Source organism: Pseudomonas koreensis (genome assembly GCF_036668835.1).
Taxonomy (GTDB): Bacteria; Pseudomonadota; Gammaproteobacteria; order Pseudomonadales; family Pseudomonadaceae; genus Aquipseudomonas; species Aquipseudomonas koreensis_I.
The window spans coordinates 471,104-483,649 of the sequence record NZ_JAZEVW010000002.1; the positions used below are offsets into that span (position 1 = coordinate 471,104).

The window sequence follows — 12,546 nt, forward strand, 5'->3', positions numbered from 1 at the left end:
TCAGTGCCCCACGGCAAAAGCAATCGGCGCTGAGCGCGCCAACCCGCCACGGCACTTGAGAATGCGCAACTGAGCGGGTTTGGCATCGATGGCAATCCGCAGCGCCGCTGGAGAAGGGTTGACCGCTTCGCTCAAGGGCCTCCAGGCAAAGGCCAGGGTCTGGCCGGACTCGGCAGCCACCTGCAGACGTCGCAAAGCGCGATCATCAGCCTTGTGCGGCCAGCACAGCACCGCGCCACAACTGCCCGAACGCAGGCATTGTTCCGCCGCCCACAAGGCGTCCCGTTCGCTGGCCTGAATCACCGACAACTGCCGCAGGTCGACCCCGGCGCTTGCCCAAGCCTGCGGATACGGCACGAACGGTGGCGCGACCAGCACGATGCGCTCACCCGCTGCTGCCAACCGTGCCAGCGTCGGCCAGACCAGTTGCAGCTCACCGACACCCGGGCCGGCCAGCAGGATTTCGCTCAGTGCTCCTTCCGGCCAGCCACCGCTGGGCAGCGCTGCATCGAGTGCGGCATGCCCGGTCGGCTGTGGACTGGCCGCCGGTGGCGCAGGCCGGCCCTTCCAGACCTGGCCGCCATTGAACAGCGTATCCAGTGCAACGACGGCGCCCATCAGCCTTGCCTCACCAGACCGCAGAACACCCCTTCGATCGCCAGATCCTGATCGTCACGCACCACAATCGGCTGATACGCCGGGTTGCGCGGCAACAGCCGCACTTCAGTGCCCAACCGCTCGAAGCGTTTGATAGTGACTTCCCCATCAAGACGCGCCACCACGATCTGCCCATTCAGCGCCTCGGGATTGCGCCGCACGCCGACCAGATCGCCGTCGAGAATGCCATCCTCGATCATCGAATCACCCTGCACCCGTAGCAGGTAATCGGGGGTGCGAGAGAACAGCGCGGGGTCAAGCATGAAGCGCCCATGCACCTCGGCATCGGCGCCAATCGGCGCACCGGCGGCCACCCGGCCAAGCACGGGAACATCGAGCAGCTCCGGACGCGGCGGCTGACCGAGCAGCCGAATACCCCGGGCCTGATGCGGGTTGACCTCGATAAAACCGGCTTCAGTGAGCGCCAGCACATGCTTGCGCGCCACACTTCGCGAGGCAAAACCAAAAGCCTCGCTGATTTCAGCGAGGCTTGGGGACTGACCGTGTTCGGCGATACGTTCGCGGATAAAGGTCAGGATGGCGGTACGGCGGGGAGTGAGATTGGTCATGGAGTACATTTGTACTCTTGTAGGAAATACCTGACAAGCACCGCCAGTCAGGTAGGCCCAACCCGCCGGGTGCAGCCATGAACGCAGCCGTGACGCCGAGCGTGGGAAAAACCAGATCAAGATCAAGATCAAGATCAAGATCAAGATCAAGATCAAGATCAAGATCAAGATCAAGATCAAGATCAAGATCAAGATCAAGATCAAGATCAAGATCAAGATCAAGATCAAAGACCCCTCACCCTAGCCCTCTCCCGGAGGGAGAGGGGACTGATCGCGGTGGATGCGAGAGCTACGCTGACTAGAAATACCGAGTCGAACGCAAATTTCTAATCCAACCAAAATCGGCTCCCTCTCCCTCCGGGAGAGGGCTGGGGTGAGGGCCGGATCCACCACAAACCCCAAGCCGAACAACCGCTTCTCACCACTCAACAATGAGCGTTAGCTCGAGTGCTTTTGATCTTGATCTTGCCTAACCAGCGACATCGGAAGGCTGAGTGGAGGGATTGATCCGGGCGTGGGAGCGCAGCGACCGTCTGGCGCAGCCAGACACAGCGCAAGGAGGTGCAGCGAAGCAAACCGTAGCCGCTGCGCCCGGATCAGTCCCGGAGCGAATGGACCCGAGCCTGCGAGGGCCGAACGCAGGAGCAAGCGTTTTTTTGCTTACTTTTTTTAGGCGTTTGTAAAAAAAGTGAGTCGCCGTAAGGGCGAAACCATAAGAAGCCGTTACCGCAGCAACGGATATGTACACAGCCCCCAAAAAAACCAGCGCCTGAAAGATAGCCATCGCCAGCAGGCTGGCTCCCACACTGATCTTCAGTGCTCACAAAACGGAGCCTGCCTGCCAACGACGAAGCCTGAGCCGAAGCCGAGGCCTCAGCACATCATTTGGCCTCAGCCTTGAGCTTCAAATAAGTCTGATGCATATCCACCGCCCAACCATCGATAACCTTTTTAACGTCATCAGCCTTCATCACCTGCGAAGAATTCTCCAACGGCGTCCCGGTACCTTTGCGTACTACCTGCGCCACGACACCGTTACTGCCGCCATCGAGAAACACCGCCTCGGTGGCCAAGGTCGTTTCCTGATCACGAATACCACTGGCAGTGCTCACAGCCGCAGCAACCAACGCAATCGGAATCACCTCATAGGCATGCAAACCTTCGGTCTTGCTGCTCACCGCCGTAATCGCCGGACGCACCACAATCACCCCCGGCCCGGGCCCGGTCGCCAACGGCAACGACTTGCCGACTTCACGCTTGAGCGCCTGATCGTAATAACTGGTGATGCCGTTGAGCGTCTGCTGCGGAATTTTCGCGGTCGGCTGCGGCTTTGGATAGAGCTGGCTCGGCTCGATGTACACGCTGGTGAATTTGTTGATATCCAGTTTCGGGTCCATCCAGCGCATTACCTCCGCACCGGAAGGAGATTTGGCCTCCTTGAGCTGGCTGTAGTCCTTGAGAAACCCGGAGTATTCATCGGGAGCGACGGTCTTGCTGGAACAACCCACCACACCGAGAGTGGCAATGCACAGCGTGCCCATCATAACTGCTAGCTTCATGCTTTAACTCCTGTCAGAAGGCCAAAAACTTTGCCTGGGGGAGTTACAGGTATAGCTAAATCCTCGGTAATTGCGCTGGCAAAGCACAAAATTCACACAAGGCTGCGCAACGGCTCACGCGCCCTATTTGACAGACGCCGGTCACGCGGCAAAGCTGCAAGGAGCTGGAACGCGCGCCCGACGGCAAATGCCCCTGGACTACGGAAGTCGCAATGCCCAAGCATAAAAACAAAGCCGCACGACCTGACCCTGATTCGTCCCGTTCTTCGACCTCAAGTTTGCTGTTTCCCGCCACCATCGGTGTGCTGCTGGCTGCCGTGGCCGGCATCGGCTGGTTTCTGTTCAGCCCCGCTCCCGCGCCTGTGAAACCCATACCGGTGAGCACGCCGGTTGCCACTACTGCCAAACCACAACCGGTCGTGGCGAGCGCTCCGGCGACCATGGTCGATGAACAGCAATGCCAGGGTTGCCACAGCGAACAGGTCAAGGACTGGCAAGGTTCGCACCACCAGCTGGCGATGCAGGCGGCGAATGCCGAAACAGTGCTCGGCGATTTCAATAATGTCACCTTCAAGGCGGAAAAAGAGACCACGCGTTTTTCCCGCAGCGAGAGCGGATTCTGGGTCAACACGCCGGGCATCGATGGCAAAAACGCCGATTTCAAAGTCGCCTACACCTTCGGCATCGCGCCGTTGCAGCAGTACCTGATCGAGGTCGGCGAAGGTCGCTTGCAGGCGCTCGGCGTGGCTTGGGATACCGATAAGCACCGCTGGTTTCATCTCTATCCCGGCCAGGGTGTCAATTTCAGGAATCCGCTGCACTGGAGCAAGCCCAGTCAGAACGCCAATTTCATGTGCGTGGAGTGCCACACCACCGGCTTCAAGCGCAACTTCGAGGCGGCCAGCAACACCTTCAACAGTCAGTGGAACAGCCTCGGCGTCGGCTGCCAGGCGTGCCACGGTCCGGCGTCGAATCATCTGCAGTGGACGGCGCAAAAAACCGATCTGATCCATCACGGCTTTGACGTGAACCTGAAAGACAAAAACGCCACCGTCGAGATCGAAACCTGCGCACGCTGTCACGCCCGTCGGGCACCGCTGGGTGATGGTTTTACGGTCGGCAAGCGCTTGATGGACGATTACCTGCCCAGCGCCCTCACCCGCGAGCTGTACGAGCTGGACGGCAAGATCAAGGATGAAGTGTTCGAACACGGCTCGTTCCTGCAAAGCAAAATGTTCGACAAGGGCGTGCGCTGCAGCAATTGCCACAACCCGCACAGCACCGAACTCAAGGCGCCGGGCAACGCGGTGTGCCTGCAATGCCATAACACAGCCGGCAAGACCCCGATCGAAGGCGTCGACGGCAAAGGCCTGCAAGCGAAGAACTACGACTCCAGCGAACACACCCGCCACACCATGGGCCAGCCCGGTTCGCAATGCGTGGATTGCCACATGCCCGGCAAGTTCTACATGGGCAACGATTTTCGCCATGATCACAGCTTCAGCATTCCCAACCCGGAACGGGCGCAGAAGCTCGGTACGCCGGACGCCTGCCTGACCTGCCACCAGGGCAAGGCCGGCGACAAGATCACCGCACAGTTCAAGCTGTGGAACGCATCCAGCGCAGCGCAATCGCCGCGTTATGACGAGAGTCTGCGGCTGATCCGCAATGGTCAGCCCGGCGCAGCGGACGCGCTGTACACGCAGCTGCAACGCAGCAACCTGCCGGCCATTCAGCGCGCGACGTTACTGGCGGAACTGCCGCTGTACCCAAGTGAACAGGCATTGAAACTGGCGACCCAGGATCTGCGCCACACCGACCCGCAAGTGCGCGAAAGCGCGGTACGCGCGATCAGCGCCTTCCTGCCACCCGCGGAGCGCGCGCCGCTGCTCTCGCCGTTGTTGGGCGACCCGGTGAAAGCCGTGCGCATCGTCGCGGCGCGGGATCTGCTCGGCGCTGCGCGTAACAACGGTCTGGGCGCGTCGCAAGCCAACTGGAACGCGGCGATTGCCGAATATGAAGCGGTGCAGAAAAGCCTGCTGGAACGTGCCGAAGCCAATCTCAATCTGGCGATGCTGTACCAGGCCAACGGCCGCGCTGCCGAAGTCGAAGGCTTTTTACGTTCGGCACTGCAACGTGACCCGGACTTTTATCCGGCACTGGTCACGCTGGTGCAATGGCTTGAAGGCAATGGTCGGGTTGCCGAGGCGCAGCAACTGCTCGGCGACAGCCTCCAGCAACATCCGGATGCCGCGTTGCTGCAGCACACCCAAGGCCTGTCACTGATCCGTGCCGGCAAGAAGGCCGAGGCCATGGCACCGCTGAAAAAAGCCGCGCAACTGGAACCGCAAAACGCGCAGTACGGCTATGTGCTGGCGGTGGCGCTGCATGGAAGTGGCAAGGTGGATGAAGCGTGTGCCGTGCTGGAAGGATTGCTTAAAGTACAGCCGGCGAACCGCAATGCACGGTTGTCGCTGATTCAGTATTACCTCGACAGCGGGCAGGAGCCGAAGGCGCAGGTGCTGTTGCAGGGGTGGAAGAAGATGAATATGGGGGATCCGGCGCTTAAGTGATCGGCTGTAGATTGCGTCCCCTCACCCTAGCCCTCTCCCGGAGGGAGAGGGGACCGATTGTGGGATATTCAAGAGATGCACTGACCTGACCTACTGCAGTGAGTCCATAATCGACTGGATTCTCAGGTCGACACACCTCGTCAGACACCTCGGTCAGTCCCCTCTCCCTCCGGGAGAGGGCTAGGGTGAGGGGCTTTTGATCTTCAACCCCAATTCACCAGGATGTCTCACCACTGCGCATCGCTATCTCGCGCCGGCTATTGATCCGCATCGCCTTGATCAGCGATACCGTCCCCACCAGTAAAATCACCGCACCAAACAAAAAGTCGATGTTGTACAGGCGGAAGTCCTGCACCGGCCCGAGCAGCAGCCCGCGCACCAGCGCCACGCCTACCAGCGTTGCGAGGAAATCGATCCCCGGCAGGTCGCGATAAAACACCAGCATCAGCGGCAGACACAGCACCAGCAACAGCATCAGTACCACGACCTTGAACGAATCCTTGCGCTCGACACTGAAGGCGCACTCGTGTGGTCCGTAGGGCTTGTAATCCTCGTCGCGAATCATTGAGGTGTTCTCGTTGATGTAGTCGACGCGGTTGTATTTCTGGATCGGTGTGAAGGTATTGGACATCTCCATCAGCGTGGTGATGTTCTTGAACCGCAGGTCGATGCGTTCGCTGCCCTTGAGGTAATACAACACCGGTTTGTAGCCGTAGCGGTAGGTGTCGAACGGGAACGCAGTGGCCTGCCCCTGCACACCGATCGGACGCGGTTCGAGCTCGGCGTAGGCGCTTTTGTTGCTGGCCGACAGGTTGCGGCTCAGCGGCTGCACCTTGACCTGTTCGAGGAAGATCGGCGTGGCGCCGTAGGTCCACTGCAACGGCTCGAGGCGCAGGCGCAGTTCGTTGCGGCTCAGGTCGTAGCGGTTGAAGGTGCGTTCGGACACCACCAGCGCACCGCTGAGCATGAACTCGCCGCGCAGGTTGTTGGTGACGCGAAGGGTCAGTTGATCCTTGCCCAGCGCCGCCGCTTCGGTGGACGGTGGCGCGCCGCACCACGCGGTGCTTTCGCCGACACCGCCGAGCTGGCCGTCGCGGTTTTCGTTGAACAGATAAACGTAACTGGCCCACAGCGTCAGCAGCAAAAGCAACGCCGTCAGACCGAGGATTTTTTTGCCCGGACTCACTGATCAGACTCCCTTCTTCGGTTCCATCGTCCAGCCGAAAACCCGCTGGCGAGCGCGACTCTACCAAAAGGCCATCAGTGACCCAAGGGGAAATGCCTAATCGCTGAGGATACTAAGGGTTTCCCCGGTCCGGGCGTTTCGACTTGTAGGAGTGAGCCTGCTCGCGATAGCGGAGTGTCAGGTTCAAATAAGGAGGCTGACACTCCGCTATCGCGAGCAGGCTCACTCCTACAATGAACCGTGGCAGGGAAAAGAAACTCAACAACAACCAGATCAGCCCGCGGCAAACCGCCACAGCCAAGCCCCAAATCTGATCCGCACAAACCAGCCATTCCTGAGGCTGTTTTGTTTCCAGCGCAATTCCTACAGTGCAGCACATGCCAGACCAGCAGGCCTGGCGCGACTTGCAACCGTGGATGAACTGACCATGAGCACAGCAACAATCGGACAGGCCTATAACTACAAGGTCGTGCGCCAATTCGTCATCGCGACGATTTTCTGGGGGGTGGTGGGCATGGCGATGGGCGTGTGGATCGCCTCGCAGCTGGTCTGGCCCGAGATGAACCTGGACTTGCCGTGGACCACTTTCGGCCGCTTGCGCCCGCTGCACACCAGCCTGGTAATTTTCGGTTTCGCCGGCAGCGCACAATTTGCCGCCAGTTATTACGCGGTGCAGCGCACCTGCCAGGTGCGGCTGTACTCGGACACCCTCGCCGCGTTCACTTTCTGGGGCTGGCAATCGGTGATCGTGATCATGCTGGTCACCCTGCCGCTGGGCTACACCACCACCAAGGAATACGCCGAAATCGAATTCTCCGGCGCGGTGTGGATGGCCGTGGTCTGGGTGGTGTACGCCGTGGTGTTCTTCACCACCGTGGTGCATCGCAAGACCCGGCATATCTACGTCGGCAACTGGTTCTTCGGTGCGTTCATTCTGGTGATTGCCATGCTGCATGTGGTCAATCACCTGTCGATTCCGGTGGACTGGTTCAAGTCCTATCCGGTGTATTCCGGCGCCACCGACGCCATGGTGCAGTGGTGGTACGGGCACAACGCCGTGGGCTTTTTCCTCACCACAGGCTTCCTCGGCATGATGTATTACTTCGTGCCGAAACAGGTCAACCGGCCGGTTTATTCGTATCGCTTGTCGATCGTGCACTTCTGGGCGTTGATCACCCTGTACATCTGGGCCGGCCCGCATCACCTGCACTACACCGCCCTGCCCGACTGGGCGCAATCGCTGGGCATGGCCATGTCGCTGATCCTGCTGGCGCCAAGCTGGGGCGGGATGATCAACGGCATGATGACCTTGTCCGGCGCCTGGCATAAATTGCGCACCGATCCGATTTTGCGTTTTCTGGTGCTGTCGCTGGCGTTCTATGGCATGTCGACGTTTGAAGGACCGATGATGGCGATCAAGACCGTCAATGCCCTCTCCCACTACACCGACTGGACCATCGGCCATGTCCACGCCGGCGCGCTCGGCTGGGTGGCGATGATCACCTTCGGCGCGACTTACCACATGGTGCCGAAAGTCTTTGGCCGCGCGCAGATGCACAGCACGCCGCTGATCAACCTGCACTTCTGGCTCGCGACCATCGGCACGGTGCTGTACATCGCCTCGATGTGGGTCAACGGCATCACCCAAGGCCTGATGTGGCGGGCGATCAACGAAGACGGCACGCTGACCTATTCGTTCGTCGAAGCGCTGCAGGCCAGCCATCCGGGGTTCATCGTACGCTTCGCCGGCGGGGTGTTTTTCCTCAGCGGCATGTTGTTGATGGCCTACAACGTCTGGCGCACGGTGCAAGTTGCGGATGTCGCACTGGCGCGGCGTGACGCGCAGATCGCCTGAGGAGACCTCTGATGGAAATGCTCTTCGATGGGTCGGTCGTGGTGTTTTTGTGGCTGGCGGTGGAGTACTGCTTGCGCCGGGAGACGGCGGACAGTCTGGATGAAGCGAGCATGGTGCCGTTTGCTGACGATCCGGAAGTGGCACGGCGGGTGGAGTTGGCGACCGGGAAATCGGTAAATGCAGTGGCGCCTGAAGAGGTCAAGCCGGGGTGGATTAACCTCGATATGTGAGGTGTGTCAGCGGGACGGCCCTCACCCTGGCCCTCTCCCAGAGGGAGAGGGAACTGACCGAGTTGTTTGTTCGAAATACGCCGACCTGAAATATCAAGTTGAACTCAGGCTTTGAACAGCACTCGATCTGCTCCCTTTCCCCCTCGCGCCCTTGGAGGAGAGGGTTGGGGTGAGGGGGTAGGCTCTTGATCTTACCCACGATCCCGAGGAATCAAACCCTGCAACTGCTGTGCAAGAAAACTCGCATCAAAGACAAACGTATCCGGATCCTTCAACCCGTTGGTCTTGCGCCACTGCCATTCGCCATTGGGCAACCCCACCAGCGAAATGCTGCCATACCTTGCCGCCGTCAGCCCCATCACCGCCAGTGAAATCTGCCCACCGCTGCCCATTACATCCGGCACAAACTCCACCGGCTTACCGGCAATCACAATGCTCAGTTTCTCAGTCTTGAACGTCGACGTCTCCACCGGCACGCTCGGCCCGGACGCGACGTAGGCCTCGCGATTCACCTCCAGCAGATTCGGCGCCTGCACCGGTTCCAGCCATTGCTGGATATCACCGAACAGCGCGGTAATCCGCGTGGCCCATGCCGCCGATTGCGTCTCGAACAGTTGCTTCTTGTGCGCTTCACTTTCGGCGTAATGGCGGAGCATCTGGCCCAGTTGCTGTACATCGTCCATAGCGGTGTTCCTCGGAAAGGACCTGCGAACCTCGATAGTGGCAGATCGAAGCCTCGGCGTACGTTAAAGCTGCAGCGAGCGTAACACTTGCATGGAAAGTCAGCGGTACAGTCAGTCGGTGCTGGCTTCGACCTGCAAACAAAAGGACACTCCAGCCAGACCCGAACTCTCGACACACCTCACTGCACGAGGACATCCAATGCGCACCATCGGCCTGATCGGCGGCATGAGCTGGGAATCCAGCGCCGAATACTATCGCCTCATCAACCAACAAGTCCGTGATCGCCTCGGCCCGTTGCGCTCGGCGCAATTGCTCATGTACAGCGTCGACTTCGGCCCCGTCGAACAGGCCCAGCACGCAGGACGCTGGGATGATGCCGCGGCCATCCTGGTCGATGCCGCGCGCAGGCTCCAGGCGGGCGGCGCCGATTGCGTGGTGCTGTGTACCAATACCATGCACAAGGTCGCCGAGCAGATAAAGGCAGCGATCCATATTCCGTTTCTGCACATTGCCGAGCCGGCAGCCCAGGCGGCATTGTCGATTGAGGCGCGTACCGTTGGCCTGCTCGGCACGGCTTTTACCATGGAACAGGATTTCCTCAAGCAACGCCTGATCGCCCAAGGCTTGACCGTGTTGGTGCCGGACGAAGCCGAGCGCAAGGACGTGCACCAGATCATCTACGACGAACTCTGTGTCGGCGTGATCAGCGACCAGTCGCGGCAAATCTACCAACGAGTGATCGAATCCCTCACCGCACGCGGCGCGCAGGCGATCATCCTCGGCTGCACCGAAATCGGCCTGCTGATCAAACCCGAACACAGCGCCCTGCCCCTGCTCGACACCACCGAACTGCATGCGCAGTCGGCGGTGGCGTTCGCCCTGGGCGACTGATTCAATTTTTTGAAAAACCGCGCAGACGGGCCATGCTCAGCGTATCGACCCACTGCCCGTCGCGCACTGCGTAATCACGAAACAGGCCTTCGGTTTCGAAGCCGAACTTGCGGTAAAGAGCGATGGCCGCTTCGTTATCGGCGTACACCGTCAGTTCGACCCGGTGCAGATTCATCCAGTTATCGGCCACTTCCAACGCCGCCGCCAACAGTTTTGAGCCGACACCTTTGCCTTGCCATGCGACCGCAACGCCCATGCCGAAACTGCCGGCGTGTGCCCGACGCATTCGCGAATACGCCTCCAGCCCGAGGTTGCCGATCACTACGCCCTGATGCAGTGCCACCAGCTTTACCGCACGTTCGTTGTCCGCCAGCAGGCGTTGGCGCCAGATTTCTACGGACTGGAACGGCATCTGCAACACCTGCCGCGCAACAGCCGGGTCGTTGTAGAGCGCGGTAATGCCTTCGAGGTGGGACTCGTTGGAGCGTATGAGGTGGATGGCGGGGTTTGGGTCTGACATGGGATCGGTCCGTGATCGAGGAGTGGCTGATCACTGTAAACCGCCAGTAATCCGTCTGGCGAGCGCTCCCACAGGAACTTTGCTCTGCCGGCGGGCCAGAAGATCAAAAGCAACGTCAAAAGCCCCTCACCCTAGCCCTCTCCCAGAGGGAGAGGGGACTGACTGTGGTGGATGTGAAAGATGCGTCGACGTGAACTACCGAGTCGTACGCGAATATCAAAACCAACCGAAATAGGCTCCCTCTCCAGGGGGAGAGGGCTGGGGTGAGGGGCAGCCACACCACCAATCCAAAGCCAACCCCCCGCTTCTAACCACTCAACAATGAGCGTTAGCTCGCGTGCTCTTGATCTTGATCTTGCGTCACCGGCGACATCGGAAGGCTGAGTGGAGGGATTGATCCGGGCGTGGGAGCGCAGCGACTGTCTGGCGCAGCCAGACACAGCGGACGTAGGTGCAGCGCAGCAAACCGTAGCCGCTGCGCCCGGATCAGTCCCGGAGCGAAGGGACCCGAGCCTGCGAGGGCCGTACGTAGGAGCAAGCCTTTTGGGTTAATTTTTTGGCGTTTGAAAAAGGTGACCCGCTGTAAGAGCGGAACCGTAAGTAGCCGTTACCGCAGCAACGGATATGTACCTAAAAAAACCAGCGCCTGAAAGAAAGCCTTCGCGAGCAGGCTCGCTCCCACAATGGAACTGAGTACATCAGCCAGAAAGGGGTCGGCTCAGAGGCCGCCATCGCTGGCAAGCCAGCTCCCACAGGGTTCGCGGTGTATCAACACCTCATCAGTGATGATAGCCATCGCCAGCCGGCTGGCTGCCACAAGTAACCGGTGATCAAGGCTGAAACCATTCGCGCCGCTCCGCAAAGGTATGGTGAATCAGCTCGGTAAGCGCCTGCACCTCAGCCAACCCCTCAGACTCAGCACTAACCGCCAACCAAACCTGCAACTGCATAGGCTCAACAAACAACCCAGGCAACGCAATCAACCCCCGATCAAACCGGCTCATATACGCCGGCAACAACCCAATGCACGCGCCGCAGCGAATCATCTCCAGCATCAATTCATACGACTGCATTTGCACCACTCCGGCCAGGCGCTGTTCGACCAGCTCATTCCACGGACGAAAGCTGTCGATTTGCCGATCGTGCTGCCATTGCACCAGCATGAAATCAACAAGATCGTCCGGCGTTTCCGGGCGCGCGGTCACGCGTGAATAGCGTTTGGCGATGTGCGGCAGGTAATCCAGACAGGCCAGCCGTTGCGGTTCGCGGGTGGCAAAGGTCGGACCAGGATGTGAAGTTGAGCCGTGGGCCAGCCAGAGGACAATGTCAGCGCTGACCGCACGCAGCGACAGTTCGCTGTCGAGCGCAATGATCTCCAGACGCACACTGGCGTTGCGCCGCAGCAGCGCGATCAGGTCGCGGCCGAGAATGTCATGCAGGATCGATTCGGCCACCGCGAGACGAATCAGCGGCTGCTCGATCACCGGGAGTTTGCGTTCGTGAGCCAGGGTGATCAGTCGGGCCTGAAGCTGCTGGCCTTCGCGGGTCAGGCTCAAGGCGCTGCCCTGAAAGCTGAACAGGCTGTGCTGCAATTGCTGTTCGAGTTGCGCCAGTTGTTTGCGCAATAGCGTCGAGCGCACATTGAGACTACGCGCCGCTTGCATGAAACAGCCGCAACGCGCGCTGACGAGGAAGTACTGCGCGACGTCGCTGTCGATGGAGGACGCCTGGCTGAGCCAGGTTTCGGCTTTGTTGTCGGGCGAGCGGTAATCGTTGGTGCCGGGGCGTCCTGCGAGTTCGGTGAATGACATTGATGACTCCC

Annotated in this window: 11 protein-coding genes; 4 read left to right on the forward strand and 7 right to left on the reverse strand. The window is 59.9% G+C overall.

The window, feature by feature from the left end; genetic code table 11:
• The 3 genes from imuA to V6F91_RS07165 all read right to left on the reverse strand — a co-directional run bounded on the left by imuA (nt 1) and on the right by V6F91_RS07165 (nt 2,785).
• Complete coding sequence (imuA, locus tag V6F91_RS07155; protein WP_090283187.1) at nt 1–618, reverse strand: translesion DNA synthesis-associated protein ImuA; 618 nt, start codon at nt 616–618, stop codon at nt 1–3.
• Nucleotides 618–1,235 (reverse strand): transcriptional repressor LexA, encoded by a 618-nt coding sequence (gene lexA / locus V6F91_RS07160; RefSeq protein ID WP_332763204.1) that lies wholly within the window; start codon nt 1,233–1,235, stop codon nt 618–620. Before lexA ends, imuA begins: the two co-directional genes overlap by 1 nt.
• Before the next feature lie 872 nt (nt 1,236–2,107).
• The gene (locus tag V6F91_RS07165) at nt 2,108–2,785 is read right to left on the reverse strand and encodes a DUF3313 domain-containing protein (RefSeq protein WP_332763205.1); all 678 of its coding nucleotides are present in this window, start codon (nt 2,783–2,785) and stop codon (nt 2,108–2,110) included.
• Between the two features lie 212 nt (nt 2,786–2,997).
• Between V6F91_RS07165 and V6F91_RS07170 the strand changes: the two genes are divergently transcribed.
• On the forward strand, nt 2,998–5,358 hold the full coding sequence (locus V6F91_RS07170) for a tetratricopeptide repeat protein (protein ID WP_332763206.1): 2,361 nt from the start codon (nt 2,998–3,000) through the stop codon (nt 5,356–5,358).
• A 214-nt stretch (nt 5,359–5,572) separates the two neighbouring features.
• Here V6F91_RS07170 and V6F91_RS07175 read toward each other — a convergent pair whose 3' ends face one another.
• Nucleotides 5,573–6,544 (reverse strand): hypothetical protein, encoded by a 972-nt coding sequence (locus tag V6F91_RS07175; protein WP_332763207.1) that lies wholly within the window; start codon nt 6,542–6,544, stop codon nt 5,573–5,575.
• Between the two features lie 427 nt (nt 6,545–6,971).
• Here V6F91_RS07175 and ccoN point away from each other — a divergent pair, with 427 nt between their 5' ends.
• A complete protein-coding gene (ccoN, locus tag V6F91_RS07180; protein WP_332763208.1) occupies nt 6,972–8,399 on the forward strand; it encodes a cytochrome-c oxidase, cbb3-type subunit I in 1,428 nt (475 codons plus the stop codon).
• A gap of 11 nt (nt 8,400–8,410) precedes the next feature.
• Nucleotides 8,411–8,629, forward strand: a complete 219-nt coding sequence (locus V6F91_RS07185) for a cbb3-type cytochrome c oxidase subunit 3 (RefSeq protein WP_332763209.1) — start codon at nt 8,411–8,413, stop codon at nt 8,627–8,629.
• 191 nt (nt 8,630–8,820) lie between these two features.
• Here the strand turns inward: V6F91_RS07185 and V6F91_RS07190 are convergent, their stop codons facing one another.
• Entirely contained in the window at nt 8,821–9,312 is a 492-nt protein-coding gene (locus tag V6F91_RS07190) for a hypothetical protein (protein ID WP_332763210.1), read from the reverse strand.
• A gap of 199 nt (nt 9,313–9,511) precedes the next feature.
• On the opposite strand from V6F91_RS07190, the gene V6F91_RS07195 reads away from it, so the two are divergent.
• Nucleotides 9,512–10,204, forward strand: coding sequence for an aspartate/glutamate racemase family protein (locus V6F91_RS07195; RefSeq protein WP_332763211.1), 693 nt, complete (start codon nt 9,512–9,514; stop codon nt 10,202–10,204).
• A 1-nt stretch (nt 10,205) separates the two neighbouring features.
• On the opposite strand, the gene V6F91_RS07200 is transcribed toward V6F91_RS07195, so the two are convergent.
• Nucleotides 10,206–10,724, reverse strand: a complete 519-nt coding sequence (locus tag V6F91_RS07200) for a GNAT family N-acetyltransferase (protein WP_332763212.1) — start codon at nt 10,722–10,724, stop codon at nt 10,206–10,208.
• 830 nt (nt 10,725–11,554) lie between these two features.
• A complete protein-coding gene (locus tag V6F91_RS07205) occupies nt 11,555–12,535 on the reverse strand; it encodes a LysR family transcriptional regulator (protein ID WP_332763213.1) in 981 nt (326 codons plus the stop codon).
• Nucleotides 12,536–12,546: the final 11 nt, after the last annotated feature.